At 40.5% G+C, this 23,466-nt stretch carries 18 protein-coding genes and 1 other RNA gene; 4 read left to right on the top strand and 15 right to left on the bottom strand.

The window, feature by feature from the left end; genetic code table 11:
* Positions 1-26 precede the first annotated feature (26 nt).
* From DS2_RS09445 to DS2_RS09430, 4 genes are all read right to left on the bottom strand, one after another.
* Positions 27-1,241, bottom strand: a complete 1,215-nt coding sequence (locus DS2_RS09445) for an FAD-dependent oxidoreductase (protein WP_035014497.1) — start codon at positions 1,239-1,241, stop codon at positions 27-29.
* 10 nt (positions 1,242-1,251) lie between these two features.
* Positions 1,252-2,460 (bottom strand): 2-octaprenyl-6-methoxyphenyl hydroxylase, encoded by a 1,209-nt coding sequence (ubiH, locus tag DS2_RS09440; protein ID WP_035014496.1) that lies wholly within the window; start codon positions 2,458-2,460, stop codon positions 1,252-1,254.
* Positions 2,461-2,463: 3 nt separating this feature from the next.
* Positions 2,464-3,780: a Xaa-Pro aminopeptidase gene (pepP, locus tag DS2_RS09435; RefSeq protein ID WP_035014495.1), complete on the bottom strand. Its 1,317-nt coding sequence runs from the start codon at positions 3,778-3,780 to the stop codon at positions 2,464-2,466.
* A 263-nt stretch (positions 3,781-4,043) separates the two neighbouring features.
* Positions 4,044-4,631 (bottom strand): UPF0149 family protein, encoded by a 588-nt coding sequence (locus DS2_RS09430; RefSeq protein ID WP_035014494.1) that lies wholly within the window; start codon positions 4,629-4,631, stop codon positions 4,044-4,046.
* A 221-nt stretch (positions 4,632-4,852) separates the two neighbouring features.
* Between DS2_RS09430 and ssrS the strand changes: the two genes are divergently transcribed.
* A non-coding RNA gene (gene ssrS, locus DS2_RS20275) (6S RNA) lies at positions 4,853-5,033 on the top strand.
* 88 nt (positions 5,034-5,121) lie between these two features.
* Complete coding sequence (locus tag DS2_RS09425; protein ID WP_035014493.1) at positions 5,122-5,835, top strand: FadR/GntR family transcriptional regulator; 714 nt, start codon at positions 5,122-5,124, stop codon at positions 5,833-5,835.
* A gap of 110 nt (positions 5,836-5,945) precedes the next feature.
* Here DS2_RS09425 and recA read toward each other — a convergent pair whose 3' ends face one another.
* The 11 genes from recA to DS2_RS20705 form a co-directional block, all read right to left on the bottom strand.
* The gene (gene recA / locus DS2_RS09420) at positions 5,946-6,992 is read right to left on the bottom strand and encodes a recombinase RecA (protein ID WP_035014492.1); all 1,047 of its coding nucleotides are present in this window, start codon (positions 6,990-6,992) and stop codon (positions 5,946-5,948) included.
* 64 nt (positions 6,993-7,056) lie between these two features.
* Positions 7,057-7,566 (bottom strand): CinA family protein, encoded by a 510-nt coding sequence (locus DS2_RS09415; protein ID WP_051479767.1) that lies wholly within the window; start codon positions 7,564-7,566, stop codon positions 7,057-7,059.
* 469 nt (positions 7,567-8,035) lie between these two features.
* Positions 8,036-9,172, bottom strand: coding sequence for a hypothetical protein (locus DS2_RS09410; protein WP_035014491.1), 1,137 nt, complete (start codon positions 9,170-9,172; stop codon positions 8,036-8,038).
* A gap of 33 nt (positions 9,173-9,205) precedes the next feature.
* Positions 9,206-12,253 (bottom strand): hypothetical protein, encoded by a 3,048-nt coding sequence (locus tag DS2_RS19845; protein ID WP_051479766.1) that lies wholly within the window; start codon positions 12,251-12,253, stop codon positions 9,206-9,208.
* An 85-nt stretch (positions 12,254-12,338) separates the two neighbouring features.
* Entirely contained in the window at positions 12,339-12,542 is a 204-nt protein-coding gene (locus DS2_RS09400; protein ID WP_035014490.1) for a hypothetical protein, read from the bottom strand.
* A gap of 16 nt (positions 12,543-12,558) precedes the next feature.
* Positions 12,559-12,687, bottom strand: a complete 129-nt coding sequence (locus DS2_RS20975; protein ID WP_268745623.1) for a hypothetical protein — start codon at positions 12,685-12,687, stop codon at positions 12,559-12,561.
* Positions 12,688-12,810: 123 nt separating this feature from the next.
* Entirely contained in the window at positions 12,811-16,038 is a 3,228-nt protein-coding gene (locus DS2_RS09390) for a type I restriction endonuclease subunit R (protein WP_235188574.1), read from the bottom strand.
* Between the two features lie 74 nt (positions 16,039-16,112).
* On the bottom strand, positions 16,113-16,766 hold the full coding sequence (locus DS2_RS09385) for an RloB family protein (protein ID WP_035014489.1): 654 nt from the start codon (positions 16,764-16,766) through the stop codon (positions 16,113-16,115).
* Entirely contained in the window at positions 16,756-18,129 is a 1,374-nt protein-coding gene (locus DS2_RS09380) for an AAA family ATPase (protein WP_035014488.1), read from the bottom strand. Before DS2_RS09380 ends, DS2_RS09385 begins: the two co-directional genes overlap by 11 nt.
* A gap of 504 nt (positions 18,130-18,633) precedes the next feature.
* The gene (locus DS2_RS09375; protein WP_035014487.1) at positions 18,634-19,230 is read right to left on the bottom strand and encodes a Fic/DOC family protein; all 597 of its coding nucleotides are present in this window, start codon (positions 19,228-19,230) and stop codon (positions 18,634-18,636) included.
* Positions 19,220-19,375, bottom strand: coding sequence for a hypothetical protein (locus DS2_RS20705; RefSeq protein ID WP_200870132.1), 156 nt, complete (start codon positions 19,373-19,375; stop codon positions 19,220-19,222). Before DS2_RS20705 ends, DS2_RS09375 begins: the two co-directional genes overlap by 11 nt.
* 484 nt (positions 19,376-19,859) lie before the next feature.
* Here DS2_RS20705 and mutS point away from each other — a divergent pair, with 484 nt between their 5' ends.
* A complete protein-coding gene (gene mutS, locus DS2_RS09370) occupies positions 19,860-22,478 on the top strand; it encodes a DNA mismatch repair protein MutS (protein WP_035014486.1) in 2,619 nt (872 codons plus the stop codon).
* A 93-nt stretch (positions 22,479-22,571) separates the two neighbouring features.
* On the top strand, positions 22,572-23,435 hold the full coding sequence (folD, locus tag DS2_RS09365; RefSeq protein ID WP_035014485.1) for a bifunctional methylenetetrahydrofolate dehydrogenase/methenyltetrahydrofolate cyclohydrolase FolD: 864 nt from the start codon (positions 22,572-22,574) through the stop codon (positions 23,433-23,435).
* Positions 23,436-23,466: the final 31 nt, after the last annotated feature.

The following is a 23,466-nucleotide window of genomic DNA, read 5'->3' as shown; positions in this document are numbered from 1 at the left end:
AGACAAGCTCCCTTATGCTAGCAAAACTACTCGGGTAAACAAATATCCGGTAATTTCCCCGTTAACCCCATTGCCACTTTACTCATTTGACTTTTCGCCGGTTTAATTTGATTTAACCCGTTCATCACAGCCGCACGTAATAATTTAACTGGCGTAAAGTCATTCGAGAAAGTGCGTTTAAACACCTCCATAGCGGCAAGTCTTTCCAGCGCATCTGCCTGACGCCAGCGCATGGTTTTTCTAAGCTCCACAGCCAACTTAGCATCATCGTCCTGCCAATGCGCTGTTAAAGTTTGCGCAAAAGCAAAAGCATCTAACAAACCTAAATTAGCACCCTGCCCAGCCAATGGATGAATTGTATGTGCCGCATCCCCCATTATAATACTTTGCCCTTGAATAAAATTTTGAGCGTAACGCGCCATTAATGAATAACTAACACGCTCAGAAGCCAACTCAATTAAACCTAAATGTGCATCAAACGCAGCAGTCAGTCTACGGTTAAACTCTGCATCATCTAATGCCATTAAACTTTGTGCAGTTTCACGGTTTTGTGACCAAACAATTGAGCATAAATTTGTGTCTTGTAAAGGCAGTAACGCTAATGGGCCAGTTGGGGTAAATATTTGCCTAGCAGTATTTTCATGTGGCTGGTCAACCCAAACATTCGCAACAATCGCATCTTGGCCATAGTCAGAAAAACTAAGCGGTAAATCTAACCATTGGCGAATTTTTGAGTTTGCGCCATCAGCGGCAATTAAAAAGCGGCTTTGTAATAATTTATTATCGTCTAATTGCAATAACGGATTACCTTGCGAGTTGTCTATTTGGCTGACTTTAGCTGAATAAAACTGGCAATTATTCAGCTCAGCTAAACGTTTCAACAAAGCTTGCTGCACTAATAAATTGTTGCAAATATAACCTAGCTGCTCTGTGCCTACATCACTGGCGCTAAAATGAATTTGGCCAACGCTGTTTTTATCCCACACCAACATATCTTGATAAGCTGCTGCAGCTATAGGCCATATTCCTAGGCGGATAAAAGCATTTATCGAGGCTTGATTTAGCGCACTATAACGCAATGATTTCTCGATGGCTTCATCGTCAATGTCTAAATTGGTTGGCTCTGCGGGCAAATCGGGTGACACTATTGCCACATTTAAGCCAGCAAGGGCTAAATCGAGCGCGCAACTCGCACCTACCATGCCACTGCCCACTATCACTACATCGTGCTTATTCAGCATAAGTTAACTCTCAAGAATGTCGAAAACCCATAGCAAAATTTGCAAAATAACCTTTGAGTACAGGCAAATTTTCTAAGGTAAATAAACCAATATTACGCATTAATTGTAATGGCTGATAAGTGTTAGAAAAACTTCTAACTAAAAAATCGGTCGCAGCGGTCATTTGTTGAATATCCTGCTGGCGCTGGGCTAAATAGCCTTGCCAATGCTGATATTCACCAATATCCTGTTGTGCCTGTGATGCTTGTTGAATCACTTTAGCTGCAGCAACAATATCGCGCACACCTAAGTTAAAACCCTGCCCTGCAACCGGATGCAATGTGTGTGATGCATTGGCTAAAAAGATCACTCTATGATGGTGCAATTGCGGCATGACCAAACTAATTAACGGGTAACTGGCGCGTTTGCCTATTTGCTCAATTTTCCCCGCTCGAAAGCCAAATATTTGCTGTAGCGCACCAATAAACTCAACATCGTTTGCAGCCAACATTTGCTGCGCTTGTTCAGGTGTTAAACACCAAACCAAACCATATTTTTCAGCTGACATAGGCAACATAGCCAATGGGCCTGTTTGTGTGAATCTTTCATAGGCAATTGACTCACTCGGGCGAGATAACTGCACATTGGTTGTCACCGCAACTTGCTGATAATCATGTTGTTCAATTGGCAAATTAAGTTTTTGCCTTAACGGGCTTTGCGCACCATCGCAGCTGGTTATCAATTTAGTTTTAAGCTTTTGTCCGTCATCCAAAGTGATATCAACATGCGATCTTTGCTGCTGGATTTGAACTATTTTATTTGGGCAAAACCAACTTATATCAGCCTCTTTCAAATATTTTTTTAAACCAACACCTAAAGCTTGTGCTTCAGCGACGTAACCTAAAAAAGAGTGCTGTTTGTCTGGGTGAATATAACTAAAACCTGCGGTCGATTGTTCTGATACTTCTATCTGTTTTATCGGATGGGCATACGGCTCAATTAATGGCCAAATTTTCCATTGTTTAAAACATTGCACTGAATGGTAAGCCAGTGCAATCGCACGGTTATCAAAACTTGGATGATAGCCCGCCGCTAGGTCAACGGGTTGAGGTTCAATAATGGCAATTTTGATTAAGTTTTGATTGTGCTGTTTTGCCAACGCAACCAAAGCGGCAGCTAAGGTTAAACCCGCAAGCCCACCACCGTTTATGACTAAATCAAAATTTAACTCTGTTTGCATAGATTAACCTTGCATCCAAGCTTCAATGTCTTCAATACTTTTTGGCGCTAATGTGGTTAATACTGTGTGGCCGGATTCTGTGATCACAATATTGTCTTCAATGCGAATGCCAATACCTTTGTATTCATCTGGCACGTCAGCATCTTGACTAATATAGATACCTGGTTCAACCGTTAGTGCCATGCCTTTTTGTAATTGTCTGTCTTGCTGAGCAACTTTGTATTGACCTACATCATGTACATCTAAACCTAACCAATGCCCTAAGCCATGCATAAAAAACTGTCTGTAGGCTGGTGCTTGGCCCTCTTTGGGTTGAATGTTATCAGTCAGCGTCCCTTGCAAAATGCCTAAGTCGATTAACCCTTGAGTAATGACTTCAATCGCTCGGTCGGTCGCTTGTTTTATGGTATTACCCGGTACTAACAATTTCATCGACTCTAATTGTGCATCCAGCACAATTTGATAAAGCGCTTTTTGTGCCGGTGAAAACTTACCATTAACAGGGAAAGTCCGAGTGATATCTGCAGCATAACCTTGCAATTCACATCCGGCATCAATCAAAACTAAATCGCCATCTACAAGTTCATCTGAATTTTCTGTGTAGTGCAAAATATTCGCATTATCACCACCTGCAACAATGCTGTTATAGGCAACAAAACGTGCACCATTCATGGCAAACTCATGCTGGATTTCAGCTTCTAATTGATATTCAAATTTGCCTGCATCGCTAAAACGCATTGCTCGTTTGTGAGCATTAGCACTAATATTGGCAGCTTGCTGCATCACTTCAATTTCGCTGGCGCTTTTGATTAAACGCATTTCATGCACAATGCGTGATAGGTCATTAAATTGGTATGGCGGGCACCCAAGCTTTCCCTTATTGCGAATATCTTGAACCAGCCCCAACACTGTTTTTTCCAACTTGTTTTGCCCGTGAGGCCAATACACAGTTTCACAACCATCTAACGCAGATAAGATTTGTTGTGGAAAGTCAGCGACGGTAAAAGCTTTATCAACTGCAAGCTCGATTTGAGCGAGTTCAGGTCCCATACGACGACCGTTCCAAATTTCCGCTAAATGGTCTTTCGCTCGACAAAATATCCAAGACTCTTCTAGCTGAGCTTTTTTTATGAGGACTAAATAAGCATCCGGTTCATTAAAACCGGTTAGATACCAAAAATCACTGTTTTGTCGAAACGGGTATTCGGTATCATTGCTACGGGTTTGTTCTTGCCCTGCTTCAACTATTGCGACACTGTTGTCAGCCATTTGCGCCAATACAGCTTGGCGGCGATTATAAAACTCTACTTGCTTAATCATCTTTTAATCCTGTTGTGTGATTTTTTACCTACCGTTTTTAGCTCTGAGCAGAGCACAAATGCTTAAGAAAATTTTAGAGCAATAATTTAGAGCAAAATCTCTTTTCCATGGGCGAATCAGAACCGAAGCGGAGCTTCGCAGTCTGATGAGGTGGAGTCATGGATGACGACAGGGCCTTACCTTCAAGGATGAAAAGTCGCCTCTTAACCCAGCGTTTTTGCGATAATTATGCTCTAAAGTTTTCATACTCCGGCGTTGCTCGGTTAATGCAAGGTTGGCTTTGCACCAGGCTCAGCAGTTTGTGCACCACTTTTATCCCCTAACTCACCAAAACACATTATGGTCGTCATTCGGATATATTCTGCAACTTCCTCAAAAGCAATAAGGTTTTCTTCTGACTCTTCCATTTCAGTATCCATCTGACTAATGGCAATTAAATCTTGATAAGCTTCACGCACTTCCTTATCCACATTCGCAAAACGCTCACCAACAGTTGCACCAAAAGATGAAATAAACGCCGCTAACCATTCAATCAACATTTGTGCTTGTTCAGCGAGTGGAATGTCTTCTGTACGAGGAATGTACACGTCAAACACAAAGTCAGGATCAAGTAGTTGTTGGTAAGTTGCTTTATAAATCTCCTGCATTTTACTGGCAACTTCATCTGGAATTTCTGCTTCCTGCAGTGCAAATTCACTAACAAACTTGCGCCACTGTCCATGCTGGTAGGCCATGCCACCGCATAAACACCCGCAAATTATGCCGTGAATTTCAGCAGCAGTGCAGGGCAATTCATGCTGGTGAAGAAAAAAATCAAACGCATCGTATTCAGGTAAAATTGGCTCAGCCATTCGGGTACTCGTAATTGCTATTTAAACTGCCAATATGGTATCACTGCCCAACAATAGCAACAAACCAGATATACAAATAAGCAAAGATTATTTGAGTGTGAACAATAATTATCAAAGCATAGCTGGAAAAAACACCATTCAAAACCTAAAATTAATTCATTAACAGTTGAGCACTTGCAATAGATAGTAGGTCTGTTACAGTGCGCGGCATAAACAGTTTTGTTCCCCTGAGATGTTCGTTTTTGGGTTATATCCCAGAGCTGATACCTTTTATTTAGGGTTACACCATCTGTACTATTGAGCAAGCTCGGCATGCACCGAGAAGCCTACGGTAGAGTGTTGTTACCCGCCTTGAGCTTTACAGTTCAAGGGTTGTACCCGAGGCGACATTTTGGGGGACGCTCTCAATTCCCCTTGACCACTTTTTTTCGCCCTCTTGATAAAGTATTATCATACACTCATTAGTTATACCGATAATTGGATCAAACCTATGTTGGAGAACAAGCGCACAGTTAACAAACGCAGTTTATACGGGCAAGTCGCAACCACCTTAGGCGAGCGAATTGTAGATGGCTACTACCAACAAGGCGTTAATTTACCACAAGAAGCCAAAATAATGGCTGAATTTGATATCTCACGCACTGCACTTCGGGAAGCTTTTAAACTTTTATCAGCAAAAGGATTAATTGAATCAAAGCCTAAAACTGGAACTAAAGTGGCTGAACAAAAATACTGGAATTTATTTGATCCAGATGTCCTTAATTGGTGTTTTGCCAGCGCACAAAGTAACAAAGTTTTGCAAGACTTGTTTCAACTTCGTCAATCCATTGAACCAACAGCTGCACAACTCGCAGCATACAATGCAACTGAACAGCAAATTACCGCGATTGAGTCCGCTTACCTAAAAATGGAGACAGCAGAGTATGGTACGCCACAAACCTTATTATCCGATGTTGAGTTTCACCAAGCAGTATTAGCCGCCTCAGGCAACATTCTTATCGAATCATTCGGCACTATGTTAGCAGAAGCACTTTACCGCTCTTTTGATATTACGACCAACCAAGCTGAAGAAAATTGGCTGGCAGCACTACCACTGCATAAAGCCGTGCTGGTAAATATACAGAACCGTGATTCTGCCGCTGCACAAGCAGCTATGTTGCATTTGCTTGATACAACGAATAAAAGTATTAAAAACGCCAACTAAACCGATAAAAATCGAAAACGCCGTGGGCTGAATTAGCACACGGCGTTTTTATTTGTAACAGCTAAAATAAAATTTATAAAAATGAACAATCAGCTAGAGCAGCAATCAATTTATTCGTCCGTTGCTTCTACTGCTTTATCTTCAGCCGCGTTAGCCGCATCTTTTTTCGAAGGTAGTAACAAGCGCTCACGTAAAATACCTTCTACTTCCTGAGCCATGTCTACATTCTCTTGTAAGAATTTAATACAGTTTGCCTTACCTTGACCAATACGATTGCCATTGTAGCTGTACCAAGCACCTGATTTGTCGATTAAACCTTCTTTAACACCTAGGTCTAATAACTCACCTTGTTTAGAAATACCTTGGCCATACATAATTTGGAAGTCAGCTTGTCTAAATGGTGGTGCCACTTTGTTTTTAACCACTTTAACGCGTGTTTCACTACCTGTTACTTCATCACCTTCTTTCACTGCACCAGTGCGACGAATATCTAAACGCACAGACGCGTAGAATTTAAGTGCATTACCACCAGTAGTCGTTTCAGGGTTACCAAACATAACACCAATTTTCATACGAATTTGGTTAATGAAGATACACAGGGTATTTGATTTCTTAATGTTCGCAGTTAATTTACGCAAAGCTTGCGACATTAAACGCGCTTGCAAACCAACGTGTGCATCACCCATTTCGCCTTCAATTTCAGCTTTTGGTGTTAATGCCGCAACCGAGTCAACAATGATTACATCTACGGCGCTTGAGCGTACTAACATGTCAGCAATCTCTAATGCTTGCTCACCCGTATCTGGTTGAGAAACTAATAAGTCGTCTATGTTTACCCCAAGCTTTTCTGCATATACTGGGTCAAGTGCGTGCTCAGCATCAATAAAGGCACAAGTTTTACCTTTTTTCTGTGCTTCAGCGATTGTTTGTAGCGTTAACGTTGTTTTACCAGATGATTCTGGACCGAAGATTTCAACAACACGACCACATGGTAAACCACCTATACCTAGTGCGATATCTAAGCTAAGTGAGCCAGTTGAAATGCTTTCAATGTCCAATGCTGAGTTGTCACCCAATTTCATGATCGAACCTTTACCAAATTGGCGCTCGATTTGTCCTAATGCTGCACTAAGGGCTTTTTGTTTATTGTCGCTCATTTAAGAAATCTCCGACTAGGTATTCGTTAAGTTGGGTTAAAGTATACTGGTTACTCATACAGTATCAAGTTTTTTGTTGGAAATTTTTTTCCAACAAAACTACAATTTTACTCAAAGCATATAAAATAGCCTGTTGCCGAACTGCCGCCCTATCACCAGCAAATACTTTATGTTCACACAGCGTATATTGTCCTTTAATTTGCCAAGCAAAATGGACTAAACCAACCGGTTTAGTTTCAGTTGCCCCACCCGGCCCTGCAATACCACTTGTGGTCACCGCAATATCCGCACCTGAGTTTTGCAACACACCGGTAGCCATTTCCGCAACCACTTGCTCACTCACAGCACCATACTTTTCTAACGTATCAGCTGCCACACCCAAACAATTTTCTTTAGCTAAATTACTGTAAGTCACCCAACTTTGGGTAAAATAGGCAGAACTTCCGGCGATTTCGGTTAAAGCGTAAGCAATCCCGCCGCCAGTACATGATTCAGCGGTTGCAATGGTTAGCCCTTTCCGCGTTAAAATAGCGCCACAGTTTTCAGCGGCTTGAAGAATTTCAGTCCAATACATGCTCGGCAAATCTCAAATCAGGTAAAAATTACAAATTAGTACAGATATTTATCCATAACAAAGTTTGAGTCAACACACACCTATGATGCACAGGGGTGTTAGTGTTGAAAATACTAAACTTTTCTAAATTAACCCACAAAAACCATACTAAAAGCTATACTTTCAAAGTAGCTTCAGCTGGACTATTTAATACATCCTTGGACAAGTCTTGCTTTAAGTTTCACCCAAAAACGAGAACGATAATCACCAATAATAACATAAGAAAACTAAGATGATGCAGGAGTGGGCAGATGGCAACAGTCGAATGGGGGGTTATGGCAAACTATTCCCTACGTTAGCTCGGTGAATAGCTGATTCCCGTAGTTGTTAAGTATAAATCGACTAAATAGACAAGACTTAAACTATCTGACGAGATTTAAGTCGGTGATCAAAATCAACCGACTTAAATCCAAGGCACTAAGCTAATATTTTATTTTTTAGATACCGCTTTAGTGGCAGCCATCTCCACAAGGCCACTCGTTAGTTTTTTGCTTTCAGTTTCGTACACTGTAGGGATTATATTCACCTGATAGCGTGTGATATCCCTCGCAACGCTACTAGATGTTCCACCTAAAGCACTTAAAAAGCCTAATGTTTTAGTTAAACCTGAGGTTACTTTGTCAGCAGTTGTGGTGGCATCTTCTATACTTTCATAAAAAATGGTGGAACTGGCAACATCTCGTTTACTACCAAATACGGGCTGGTGGCTAGGCTTTACCATACATTTCTCTTTACCCCACTCACTCCAGCATTTTTGTTGTGTAATTGGTTGAAAACGAATATCACCACTAACAGCTAATTGAATAGAAGCATCAACTTTAGCTGTATCTTTATTGCTTAACCCAGCAAAAGATTTATCTCCATCAGATTGCAGACTGGCAAAATCAATGAGTAAGTTAATATTAACCCCTGTCATACCTAAATCTTTCATTAAAAAATCTTCAATTTGTTCTGAAGAGTCTCCACCAATGGATTTAAAAACTTGCGAGAAACCACTTGCAGTACTGATATAACGAGGATCAGAAATGGTTTCTCCATTCCGACCTAATACTAAATATCGTGTATCACCTTTACCTTTGAACTCAAATGGACTTGCTTGTCCGCCTGCATGTAATTCCTGATAATATTTGTTAGTTTTAATTTTTGAATGTGGAACCAGTTCAAAACCTGCGTTTGACAATTCTAATTCAGCATTTTCACATGCTTGATCGGCTAAACGTTGCAATTCTGTTTCTTCTAACCCACTTGCTGTGTATGTAACCGAAATTTTTACATCCGACCGACTAACCGTACCTGTTGCACGCGTAGCTCCTGCTCTGAACCCACCGCTGGTTGAGGCCGAAGCTGAGCTTGTCATACCGAACATGACATTACAGGACATAACCCCTATTTTGTTCACGCCTTTCATATACTCTTCATTTTCAGCGTAAATAAAGCTGTCAGCCTGAGCCGCAGCGTTTGTAGCAGGGTTGTAGTCAGGCAAACTTTCACTGGTAGACGAACAACCAATAACAAGAGCCAATACTGACAGGCTTGGTATAACCCGAGCAGATAACAAAGTGTTCATTAATAATTCCTCAAAAATATTTGCTGCTAAAATCTAAATCGACTGCTTAACCGCACCTTTTAACTCAAATAACTCGGGCAAAAAGCCACTAATGCTTTTCACTGTCATATCAGGGTTAAAGCGTATTTGTATTTTTCCATTTCCAACTTTGGTTAAATTCTGCGCATCAATCTGCATTATGTAAGAACCATCGTTTTCTTCTGGGTCGATTATTAAAAAGTCATTGAGTCCTTCCCACGCAAATGTTTGAGGAAGCGTATTGCCGCATAACTGCGTTTTTCCATCTAACGTAATTACCCCACCATTGGTAATTGTGGCTGTATTCGTCACGGCTGTCGGTGCGCCAAATGGGCCGTCACAATACACATTAACATTGGCAGTCCAAGTACCCGCTAAAGTATTAAAAATATCAGGAACTCCAGTACCGTAGGCTTCAACACTATTACGGAATTTAACTTCCGCATTGCCACCCGCACTGCCCTCAATCAATCCGGAATTCTGGTAGAAAAAGCTCGTCATGTACTGTGTAATGTCCGTGCCTTTGTTAATAAAAATCTGCCCAGGTTGATAAACGACTAAAACACCAAGATCTTGTTTGTAAAAAGGAGTTAATGCATTGGTAAAAGCATTACTAGAATTAAGGCTTGAAATAACGCTGTTGTCCGCCCCTCTTAATTCCATATTCCAAGAATTGCTAGTACCACTGATAGTTAGTGAGCCTTTCCCGTACCATTCGGGGTTAGAATCCGGCACCTGATAAATTGCAACAGGCCAAGTGTTTGACACTAATGCGATAAATTCCTCACTAGTTGGGCTGGCATTATCCCCAAAAACGGCTTTACCTATAGGCTCTTGCAAAGAGCCAGGTTCAGGATCTTTAGGTGTTGGGTCGCTTGGGTCTGTCGGTGCAGGATCTATAGGATCAGGTTCTGTTGGCTCTTGATCTTCCGTATAGAAGTGGCGGAATTTACCTGAAATAGAAATAGTAGCATCCTGCTCAGGTAGCATTGGAGCAACATTACGCGCGACTAATGTAGCGGTATAAGTTCCTTCTATACTACCCGTACCAATATTCGTAACATCAACAGAACAAGAAGCTCCATCGTTTAATTGCTGCACCCCACCTTGAGTGAATGACGTGCTGTAGGGAATATTAACATTGGTTCCAAGACTCATACTAAGCTGCTGATCACCCACTATTTCATTACAAACATAACTACCAACACTGAGTGGCAAACCAGAGAAAGTCATACGTAATGGCGCGATATGTTCATCCGTTTTTTTCCACTCGTAGTGAACGATATGACCACTGGTTTCACTTAGATCATCTACCAATAAAAAGCTTTGCCCTTGTATAAAGTGAGTGTTCCCCTCTTCTATTTTCATGCTAAGGCCTGCGACATCAGTAGCTAAATCACCTTCGTTTCCATTATTGTTTGCAACAAACGCTTGTGTAATAAAGTTCCGGATTCGACCACTTATCGTAATTGTTCTTTCTGTAGCATCCATATCGATATCATTGTTAGCTGCTTGCGCAATTAGGGTTGCAGTGTAGCTGCCTTCAAATTTTCGCCCAGAGCTACTATCTATGTTAAAGCTGCATTTCCCTTCAGAGTCTCCGCCATTTTTCGTGCTAAAAACGTATGCATTATTAAACCCCATTTTGAGCGTCATATTGACAGAACTGATAGGGTCAACACCACAGGTATAACTTCCAGGCTCACGACTTTCTAAAGCAGAACTACTATCTAGGGAGATACTAATTTGGTGATCAGGATGAGAACCATCTTCCGTTAACTTAGTTGAATATTTATCAGACATTAAAAAGTATCCCGACTTCAGTTCCGCAGTCCCTTTATCTATTGCAACAGACATCCAAACGTCGTCAGCCAAAGAAGTAGGTACTTCTCCTGTTTTTCCTGGATGCACAAAAATACGAAACTGCCCGTCAGTCAATACTGCTTCTGTCTGATCTTTGTCATTAACCAGCTTAGCGCTGACAATACGCCCCTCACTTGCGCCATTGCCAATATGGTAATCAACCTGCAATTCACACTCGGTCGCACTCCAAATTTTTTGCACAGGAACTTCACCGTCGTTATTAACGGTTAATAAAGTAAGTCCAGTGTCCGCACTACAATTTTGTTTTCCCCATAAGCCATGAGCTAACGTAACTTGCGCCCAAGCCAATTCATCTCCCTTAAATGAGCTCTCGTCTAAAATAACATCACCGATAAAGTTGTTGGCACGAATATGCCGATTAGTACTTTGATAATTAGACGAGGGGATAAAAGGCTGATTTATAATCCAAGTATGCCCATCAAGCGTAAACGCAATTCCGTTAAGTTGATTGAGTAATTCCTCATTAGGCGTCGGTTCTGTTGGCTCTGTGGGCGTTGTACTGGTGTAAACAGGTAAACGTTCCAGATCATCATTTATCAAAATTTGCCCTAAGGATTGATAATCATCTATTTGATTAGTTGAATCCGATACAAGGGTGAGGATATTATCAAGTAGTCTATCCCAGCCGGTTCCATCTGCTTCGAACTCGGTTGAGAAAGGACTACCCACGAGTTCTTCATCAATATAATTTTTAGATTCGAATACATCCAATACACTTGAAGCTGCCGCTTCAATTTGATTTTTATTGGGCCACATAGCAACATTATCTTTCCACGCTAGATTGGCATCTGCACTAGCCTTAATCAGAGATAAATGCGTCAGTGGTGTAATATTCACTGTGCCAGCTGAAAATGCCATACTCGACAATTGTATATCGGGCTCACCTCCAGCCAACTCAAGTAAACAAGGTAGTTGTTGGCTATCGACTTCACCACTCCATTTTCCCTTGTCATCGGTAACTACGGGCGAAACTGTAAAACCCGATCCGTTTTGACAAGTTGCGGTTATAGTAGCGTTTACGATTGCTTGCCCTACGGCCGCAGTGCCATTTAAAGAGACTGTTATGGTTGGATCCGGTTCAGGTGATTCAATGTCAACGCGTTTATCTGATGAACAAGCTGATATTAGAACACCAAGTCCTATAGCGGGTATAAGCCGATAAAAGGGTAAAATTGTCATGACAAATCCTATTTTTCCTATGTCACAACAATATTAATGTAGCTTTAGTTTAAAGTATCCCCCATAAACAAGGGGTTACTTTGGGTCAATCAATCTTTAAATTAACCGCTTTAACTGTAGCTTCAGCTCGAGAGTTTACTTGCAACTTACCACCACCAGCTGAAATAAATCCATATTTTACAGCGTCACTCCACTTTTTACCGCCTGCTCCAGAGCTAGCGTAAAACTCATGGTTCCATTCTCCGAGCTTGGCTGCATTAACTGCATATTCTTCCGTTTCAATGGTCAATCATCCAAGAGCGACTTTAATATTGGTTTGAGCCATCTTGAAACACAGAGAAAAACACCGCATTAACAGCAACGCTGGCTTTATCATTTAAATAATTAATGATGCGCTCTGTACTTTCGTCTAACTCCGCTGCCACAATAACCATTTGGCATGAACTATTAACATCTTCGTCAAGGGGGGAAGTGCCAAAATTCAGCGTTGCACAGCCATTCTGTACCCTCAAAATATAAATGGTATAAGTTGTTATCTAATTTAAAAATTGTGCCAACTAACTCGCTCTATGCTTCTTAAAATTTTCTGCCTGCTCAAAAATCTCTTTGTAAACCTCATTGCGATCAATTGGCGGATAACCATGTTTGGCAAGCAGTACAATTAAATCAGCCCTCAATTCAGCTTTAATGTCGATTCGATCAGACCAGTCAGTATATTTTGCCTTGTCATCAACCACGGTTTTAACTTCTTTAGCTAATGTCAGCAAACTATCTTCTGGATATTCAAATTGGTATTTTTCAGCTAAGGTTTTTAAAATGTCGTAAAAGGCTTTTTCTTCGAAATTAATGCCCATATCCGCAAATGATGACATTTCAGCTTTTAGCTCATCAATCAATTTAAATACTTCAGATGAAAAATCCTCATGTACATTGCTTTCAAATATCTCGTCTTCCTTGCGCTGGTTATACAAGTCAACCAAAGCAGTAAATCGTTTGGTAAAGTTAATGGCTTTAGCTCTGTTTACCTTCTTAAAATCACCAATGGCTTTGGCTAACAGTTTTTGCAGTAACTCGGCTTTCGTATTGGGCAGTTTTACTTTTTCTAGTTTAGCTAAATAGTCATCGTCAAAAATATCTATGCCTTCTTCGCGTTCACCCAACTGCATAATTTCTTCAATACCGTCAGCTTGTAAAGCATCCGCAATCATTTCACGCACCTTGGCATTCATTTGTGCAGTATCCGGTGCATCACCTTTTGTTAGCTTGTAAACAATCGAGCGCACAGCCAAATAAAAATGAATCGTATCTTTTTGCGTTTGGGTTAATGCTTCGCTGCCACAACACACATCGTAAGCAGCTTTTAAACGCTTGACCAACTCCATAAAGCGGCGTTCAAACTTTTTATTCTGCAATACAAAATCACCCGCCCAATTTAGGCAATTCAGCTGAGCGACTGGGTCGCCAGAATAATAAGCTGAAGCATCAAATGGACTAAACATTTGATTAAGTAAATCCAGATAATCTTTAACCACAATCAAAGATTGCTCAATATCCTCAAAGTTTATGGAATCACCTTTAGAATATTGCGCTAAAGCCTTGTTCATTTGATCTTTTATGCCGATATAATCAACCACCAAGCCTTTGTTTTTACCTTCAAACTTGCGGTTTACCCGTGAGATAGTTTGAATCAGGTTATGCTGCTGAATTGGCTTGTCGATATAAATGGTGTCTAAAAAAGGTACATCAAAACCGGTCAGCCACATATCCACCACTATGGCAATTTTGAAATTAGACGCCGGATTCTTAAACTGGGTGTCCAAATCTTTTCGATAAGCTTTATCGCCGAGTAAATCCCATAACGCTTTGCAGTCATTCTGCCCACGCGTCATCACCAGTTTTACTTGCTCTATCGGTTTGGCTAATGTGCCCGCTTTGATCGCTTTATCTCTGTCTTGAGGCTTAAACTGGTTAATGTTTTCGGCTTGTTTAACCGTAAACCAATCGGGGCGAATATTTTTCACAGCATTGTAAAAATCATAGGCAATCTCACGGCTGCTCGATACAAACATGGCTTTGCCTTTAACGCTTGCCCCTTCACTCACCCGGTTTTCATAATGCTGAACAAAATCGAGCGCTAATAACTTAATTCTGTCTTCATTACCTAAAATAGCACTCATATTAGCCGAGGCTTTTTTACTTTCTTCGATTTGATGCTCGTTACTACCTTGCTCGGCACACTCTTTATAATATTCTTCAATTTTGGCCAGCATGGCATTGTCTAAAATAACTTTGGCCGCACGCCCCTCATACACAATGCGAACAGTTATTTCATCTTTAACTGATTCAGTCATTGTGTAGCTATCAACCATTTCACCAAAAACCTGATAAGTTGCGTCAATTGGTGTGCCGGTAAAGCCTACATAGGTCGCGTTCGGCAAAGATTCATGTAAGTGTTTGGCAAAGCCGTAACTTTTCGTCACAGTCCCTTTTTTGAAATCAACTTTAACTTTTTGATCTAGGTTAACTTGGCTGCGATGTGCTTCATCTGAAATACAAATAATATTGCTGCGCTCAGATAGCAACTTAGTGTCTTCAGTAAACTTATGAATAGTGGTTAAAAATATACCACCGCTGTTACGGCCTTTAAGTTTAGCTCTTAAATCATCCCGGCTTTCAACCGTTTCAATTATCTGATCACCTATATAAAGTTTGGCATTGCTAAACTGTTGCGAAAGCTGATCGTCCAAATCAGTTCTGTCAGTAATCAGTACTATCGTTGGGCTACCAAACTCAACGCTTTTCATCAATAGCCGGGTTAAAAACTGCATAGTGTAGCTTTTACCACAGCCAGTAGCGCCAAAATAGGTACCACCTTTACCGTCGCCTTCAGGTTTGCGGTGTAACTTAATATTGGCGAATAACTTACGTGCGGCGTAATACTGCGGGTAACGGCAAACTATTTTGATTTCTTTTTTGCTAGTATCCGGAAAAAATACAAAGTTTCGAACCACATCGCGCAATCTGTTTTTATCGAACAAACCTTGCAGCATGGTATGCAAAGCATTGATCCCGTCTTTTTCGACCGATTCATTGCCAGTGATTTTACGCCAGGCATAGAAGAATTCATAAGGGGAGAATAAACTGCCCATTTTATTGTTTACGCCATCACTTATCACGCAAAAAGCGTTGTAGACAAAAAGCTGGGGAATCGCACGCCTGTAACGCACAGTTAGCTGCTCAAAGGCGTTGAATATAGTCGCTTGCTCTTCACGAATAGCACTTTTAAATTCAAACACCACCAGCGGTAAGCCGTTAATATACAAAATTAAATCAGGAATGCGGGTTTCACCATCCGCGCCTTCGATATTGAGCTGATTTACAATTTTATAAATATTGGTATCAAAAGCGTGCGGACTGCTAGTTGCAACTTTTGCTTGGGTAAAGTCTTGTATTGGCTTAAATAACTGCTCAAGCGCGCTGGATAAGTTGTAATAGTCTATCAGACTGACATGAATATCTTTGAGATTGCGGTCTTCACGTTTTAACACAAAACCATCGGCTAGCCAGCTACATAACTGTTTATTGCTTTGGTATAAATCACTCGCGGGTAATACTTCAAGCTTGCGAACAATGCTTTCAATTTCATTATCAGTAATATTGAACGAAGCATATTTGTGTAACAGATAATTGCGCAAATCATCTTTAATTAACACATCACCGTTGTTTCGGCTAAGCTCATCGCCCCGCACATAACTAAAGCCTTGTTCTTGCAAAAGCCTAATCACTGCTTTTTCAAGCTGTTACTCAGTAAACTTCATTCAACATCCTGATTATTATAAATTTATGCTGTTTTAGTGTATCAGTCACTCTCAAGCATATTAAGCACTTTATCCATTATTAAATAAACACGCGAGCCTAAATCATTTGGCCATCTGTCTTTAGGAGAATTATCTAGTGCTTTAGCTCTTTCTATCGCAACTCTGGTTTGAGGCCAAAAGTCATCCAAGTTTAAATTAGCAGGATTATAGCCTCCCATAACCTGCCTGAGTTTATTTTTGGCAAATTGCTTTTTGTTTGCTAATAAGCTTTGTTTTTCTGCTCCAGATTCTGCCGACACATCTAAATGATGTAATAATAGCCATAATTCAAAACACGGGTTACTCAGCGCTAACAAATACTGTTTATCTGCACATAAGCGGGCAACATCTGCAAGATTCGCCTCTTTTAAAGACTGTGCATCCCTGTCAATTACCAAACAGAGTTCATCCGTTTTTTTAATACCAAACTCTTTTTTATAATCATTCATTTGCTCTAAAACATATTTAGCAGCGCTGACAGCATTTTCCCGCTTAGGTAAAATTTTTAATTTAAGACGTGATTTGCTCTCATCAGCTATTTTACTGACTGCGTTAAAATACTGAGGCTCTGTTTCAGCGCCTTCCATTGCAATTACGATTAATGAAGGATCTCTAACACCCGTTATTCGATCAAAGTCCCGACGCTCACGAGGCACAATTTGCTCCCTTAAACTCAGAAAACAAATCTTTAATAACAGGCACACCACCAAAGCGGCCAACTAAATAACCTTTACGAATATCTTTATCAAACCTTGGCTGAAATTCTTCCAGTGAATATAAGCTGGTAGCGCCTAGTTTATCCTTTTGAGTAAACCAAACTTCGTCTCGGCGAATTAAATCCAAGTTCAATAAGTTTGACTCGTGAGTGGTTACAATCAACTGGCTTTGCACGTCACAAGTTAAATTTAAAAAAGTATTTAAAAGCGACGTAGTGATTTCACTATGCAAGCTGCGATCTATTTCATCTATGATATACACTTTGTCTTTAGAAAAAATATCTAACAAACCGGGCGCAATATCTAATAGCCTTTGTGTACCATCTGATTCCTGAAAGATATCAAACAGCACTTCCTCTCCACTTGCATCTAAGTGTTTAGTCATTAATTTAAATGCTTTTACTTGACTGGTTTCGTCCCTTACAAATTGATAGCGGGTATTACGTGGTCCGGCAACAAAAATAGCTTCTTTTTCGTCAATTTCTTGCAGAATATCTTGCTTAACCGAGCTTGGTAATTCAGGTAACTCTTTATTAAAGTCAATTTCTTTAAGCGATAAACCTGCAACGCCAGTATCAAATTCGTTCAGTATTCTAGCCAGCATATCGGCATTATCATTGCCTACATGCAACTGCATTTCTAAACCATGATATTTAGAGTTAGGAAATACAATATTCAGCTTTTCATGAAACCAATAACTCACATCCACAAACGCTGTTAAATAATTTAAATTGGTTAATACATTGCGCTCGTAACACTCGGCTAAAAATAAACGATTTGTCGGTGTGCCTTTGGCGGTAAATTGCAAAAACTGCTCATCTTCTTTGTTTTTAAACTTTAACGGTCCAAAATCAAACTGGCTTTGATTATTCTGTAATGAGCGCTCAAATACTGAGGTTTCGCCGCTTTTATTTATTTCGAATAACCACTCTTCATAAATAGCTTTATGGTCGGCACTAAAACCATAAGCGTAATTTTGTTTACCGCTTTTAATTTCAAACTCAAAGCGAGTGGGCTGTGTTGCACAGGACTGATCTAAGCGGAAAGGATCGTAAGGTAGGTTTTTACCTAGCTTTGCTCCCTCAACAACCATAGCCTGCGCGTGACGCATGGCCTTAATCAGGTTAGATTTACCCGAGGCATTAGCACCATAAATAATTGAAGATTTTAATACGCTGATGTCTTTAGTATTTTTTGCGCGTATTACATGCGCCGGATGACTTTTAACCCGGCTCGGCAACATTGAAAACTCAACCCTTTGTTTAAAAGACTTAAAATTTTCAACGGAAAAACGGAGTAACATAATCAGTTATCCAAAAAAATCGTTTAAATTAAGTTAAAATTAAACAAATAGAGCAAATAAATCAACTTTAAAGTGACTTTTTCACTTAAAATAACCAAAAACTTATTTCGCCTTTAATCTAGAGTCATTTCTTTTCTTTCAACGCGGCTATTTCCAAATAAGTTTCTTTCACTATTTCATTGCAATGTAATGAGGAGCCAATTAAATCTGGGTACAAACTGGCGTGGTGTAAATTCATCTTAAGCAAAGATTTAAAGCAATCTCTTCGCTCCTCCTCACTTTCCATAGGAACATGTATTTTAAAAATATAGCGGCGAAGTGTTTCTGAGTCATCAATATCTACTTCTCGCTCAGCTAGCTCGGTTATTATTTGAGATTCTAAAGTATCGGAACCACCAAAGGGTGAAATTGTAAATAGACCACTTTGACTGATTAAGCGGTCATGCTCTGAACTTAAACTATCTACAAATATATCTACGTTTAGTCATACTCATAGAGGTTTAATCATAGCTGAGAGTGGTTGGCTGTAGCTGAATTCAATATATCGCATAACGCACCTAAATCGCCGTGGTAGCCTTTGATGTTGGCTTCAATCCACTCTTCTTTTGATATGTCTGGCCAAGCAACATTGTAGCCAAGGTAGAAAAAGAGCTCTTCAAAGAAAAACCGTTGAGTACGCCCATTTCCTTCACGAAATGGGTGAATTACGTTTAACTCACAGAAAATATCTGTAATTTCCTGGAAAAAATGAGATTGCGTTGGATCTAAAGTCTGAATGCGCGCTAACTGCTTGTTAGCTTCAGCTTCAATTCTCAGACAACTACAAAAACGAGTGTTCCCTTTAGATATGTCTACAGTTCTTATTTCCCCCGCCCATTGATAAACATCTTGAAATAAGTGCAAATGAAGGTACTTGAGGTGACTAAAATTGAACTCTGTAAGCGAAGTTATTTTTGATGTGTATTGGCTATACCTATAGGCAGTAAACTCCAGTTCTGCGTCCGATAGCTTGTCTTGTGTTGTAATATTTAGCTTATTGATCAATACGTCTGAATTAAGGTAGCAATAGCTGTCCTGACTAACACCGTATTTATCTCGCATACTTAGCTTTTAGCTCTTCGAGTGATTTACTTAAATTTTCTTTTTTGAAAGTTAAGCCTTCATATCGGGAGCTAATCTCAAAATTAGTCATTTTGGGTACAAACGTTTTGGTTGCTTGCGTTTTTTTAACTTCTGTTTGAGCCATAACTATCTCCAATAAAACAAATTTAATTATACGCTAAGCTCGACTTTTGTTCTACATGCCATTCAGCCCTTGCGAGCCAGACTAAACAAGCGGGTTTTAAGTGCTTAAAGCAAGCATTGATCGCAGAGCGTATGTGGCGTCAATTCCTCAGAGCCACAGATTAACTAGTGATATAAGCATTTTGCGTATCCCTTGCTTTCATGGTTTCGGTAGCTCTTGGTTGTAGAGGTTTATTCATAGCTTTGTTACCCTATATTGAATAAGAGGATCAACTAAATATTTTCGGTTAAAGTAGGCACCTTTCACGGCAAAAGTATAGCTTTTTAACGCCCCGGCTAGTTACGAAATCATACCAAACAAAAAGCTAGACCAAAAAGCTACTCTTTAATCTTAGATTGAATTGGATTTCACTGGACAACATTGTCGAAAACAGACAGTCCCGAAAAACAACAAATGGCAAATATCATAGAGTTAATAATAAAAAATGAGTGAAACCACAATAAAATCAAATACCAATGAACAGCAACACACCCCAATGATGCAACAATACCTGAAAATAAAAGCAGAGTATAAAGACATCTTAGTATTTTACCGTATGGGTGACTTTTACGAGCTCTTCTTTGATGATGCAAAAAAGGCATCTGAATTGATAGATATCTCACTCACCCACAGAGGCAAAACCGCCGGCAAACCTATTCCTATGTCAGGTGTGCCGTACCATGCGGTAGATACCTATTTAGCTAAATTAGTCGCTTTGGGTGAATCAGTAGCTATTTGTGAACAAATTGGCGATCCGGCCACCAGCAAAGGGCCTGTTGAGCGCCAAGTTGTGCGGGTATTAACCCCTGCAACCATTACTGAAGAATCTTTATTAGATGAGCGTCGCGATAATATTTTAATGGCGCTGTGCGAAGTGCAATCACCTTGGCAAAAACAATTGATGTTTGGGGTCGCTACTTTAGACATTACCTCAGGTCGATTTGAAGTTGCTGAATTAGATTCATCAGAAGCTTTACAAGCTTTTTTGCAACAAACACGCCCAGCAGAATTGCTGTATCCAGATAATTTTGCCAATTTAACTTTGTTGGATGAAGTAAACACGTGTAAACGCCGCCCAGAATGGGACTTTGAAGCCGATACAGCGTTTCGCCAATTAACCAAACAGTTTAATACCAAAGACCTATCTGGCTTTGGTGTATCTGATAAACACGCAGCCATTGGCGCAGCGGGTGCGATTTTACAATATATCAAAGACACCCAAAAAGCCGCCGTGCCGCATTTACGTGGCTTGAAGGTTATTCGCCTGACCGACAACTTATTTTTAGACGCGATTTCAATTCGTAATTTAGAGCTCAGCCAAAGTTTATCGGGCGCACGTGGGCAAAGTTTATTGTCGGTGCTCGACCAAACAGCCACACCTATGGCGAGCCGCTTATTACAACGCTGGATTGTCCATCCAATTCGTGATTTAACTCGCTTAAATCAGCGCCAAGATGTAATTGAAAGCATCTTGAATTCAGGCATTTATGCTGAGCTTAGACATCAACTAAAACAAGTGGGAGATATAGAGCGCATTATCTCGCGTATAGCTTTGCGTTCAGCACGCCCACGCGATTTCTCGCGCTTGCGTAACGCCCTTGCAATTGTGCCTGATATTCAATTTTTATTGGCCGATTCAGGTGAAAACCGTTTGCAAGAATACGGCAAACAAATTCACGCTTTTGAAGATTTAGCTGAACTTTTAAACTGCGCGATTGTTGAAAACCCACCTGTAGTGGTGCGTGACGGCGGCGTATTAGCCGAAGGTTATAATGCAGAATTAGATGAACTACGCAGATTAAGCGCAGGTGCACAAAGTATTTTAGAACAAATTGAAACACGTGAGCGCGAGCGTACAGGTTTAAATACTTTAAAAGTTGGTTATAACAAAGTACACGGCTTTTTTATTGAAATTAGCCGCGCGCAAGCAGCACAAGCACCTGTTGAATATACCCGCAGACAAACACTTAAAAACGCTGAACGTTTTATAACACCAGAGCTTAAAGAGTTAGAAGACAAAGTTCTCACTGCGCAAAGCAAAGCACTTGCGCTTGAAAAACAATTGTACGAACAGTTGTTTGATATTTTTGCCCCAAAAGTCAGTGCCCTGCAAAACACTTCTGATTTAATTGCGCGGTTAGATGTATTAAATAACCTAGCAGAACGCGCAGAAACACTGAATTATTGTCGACCCCAATTCAGTGACAAAGCAGGCATCCATATCAGTGGTGGCCGCCACCCCGTTGTTGAGGTTTTATCCTCAGAGCCTTTTATTGCGAACCCTGTTGAGTTAAATGAACAACGCCGCATGTTAGTCATTACTGGGCCAAACATGGGTGGTAAATCAACTTATATGCGCCAAACAGCATTAATTGCTTTGATGGCCTATATCGGTAGTTTTGTCCCTGCTGACCAAGTGGTTGTTGGTCCAATTGACAGAATATTTACCCGCATTGGCGCATCTGACGATCTCGCCAGCGGTCGTTCAACTTTTATGGTAGAAATGACCGAGACCGCCAATATCCTCAACAATGCCACCGAATACAGTTTAGTATTAATGGATGAAATTGGCCGGGGTACCAGCACCTATGACGGTTTATCACTTGCTTGGGCATGTGCAGATAACCTAGCGCGTAAACTAAAAGCCTTTACTTTATTTGCCACCCATTATTTTGAAATGACTCAATTAACCGAGCAATTACCAACAGTAGCCAATGTGCATTTAGATGCCATTGAACACGGTGACAGCATTACCTTTATGCATGCAGTGCAAGAAGGCGCGGCTAATCGCTCATTTGGTTTACAAGTTGCGTCACTTGCTGGTGTGCCGAAGAATGTTATTCACCAAGCTAAAAGTAAATTACATGAGCTTGAAAACAAACCAGCACTACAAGCAGAAACACAAGGTGCTGAAGGCAACACAGCAGTATCAACTAATAATCAAATGGACTGGTTAACCGCCAAACATCCATTAGCTGAAATGATGGCTGACTGCGACCCAGATAGTATGACACCAAGGCAGGCATTAGACTTTTTATATTTGTTAAAACAACAAGCTGATTAATCTTAAATTTCATGCGACAATACGCGCATGTAACTAGATACCCAAGCTGCTTGGGTATCCGCTTCAACCATTTTAGACAGAGACAGGCAATCAATGACAGCGCAAATAATTGACGGTAAAAGTATCGCTTTAAACATACGAGCAGAAGTAAAAGAAGCAGTAGATGCTCGTATTGCCGCCGGTAAAAGAGCACCGGGTTTGGCGGTTATTTTAGTGGGTGCTGATCCAGCTTCACAAGTTTACGTTTCTAACAAACGCAACGCCTGTGATCATGTTGGTTTTGTGAGTAAATCTTACGACTTACCCGCAACAACAACCCAAGAAGAATTGTTAGCTAAAGTAGACCAATTAAATCAAGATGATGAAATTGATGGTATTTTGGTTCAATTACCGCTACCTGAAGGTTTAGATGCCACCCAAGTTATTGAGCGCATTGCACCTGAAAAAGATGTTGATGGTTTCCACCCATACAACATTGGCCGTTTAGCCCAGCGTATTCCTGTATTACGCCCGTGCACGCCATTTGGTATTACCAAATTAATTGAAAGTACAGGTCAAGATATCGCAGGTATGGAAGCTGTTATTGTGGGTGCATCAAACATTGTTGGTCGCCCTATGGCATTAGAGTTATTGCTTGCTGGTTGCACAACGACAGTTACGCATAGATTCACTAAAGATTTAGAAAGCCATGTACGCCGCGCTGATTTATTGGTAGTTGCTGTTGGTAAAGCTGAATTTATTCCTGGTGAGTGGATTAAACCTGGCGCATTAGTAATTGATGTAGGTATTAACCGTTTAAGCACGGGCAAGTTAGTCGGTGACGTTGAATATTCTGTCGCTGCTGATAAAGCGAGCTTTATAACCCCTGTACCTGGTGGTGTTGGCCCAATGACAGTTGCGACGCTTATTTCCAATACTTTACAAGCCTGTGAAGCACGCGAAGCCGCTGCTGAATAAATTTTATAATTAGCCCTAAGCTGGCTAATTA

It is taken from the genome of Catenovulum agarivorans DS-2 (assembly GCF_000568405.1).
GTDB lineage: Bacteria > Pseudomonadota > Gammaproteobacteria > Enterobacterales > Alteromonadaceae > Catenovulum > Catenovulum agarivorans_A.
Note: the sequence above shows the minus strand (reverse complement) of the source record. Positions and strands in the feature narration are given on the sequence as shown.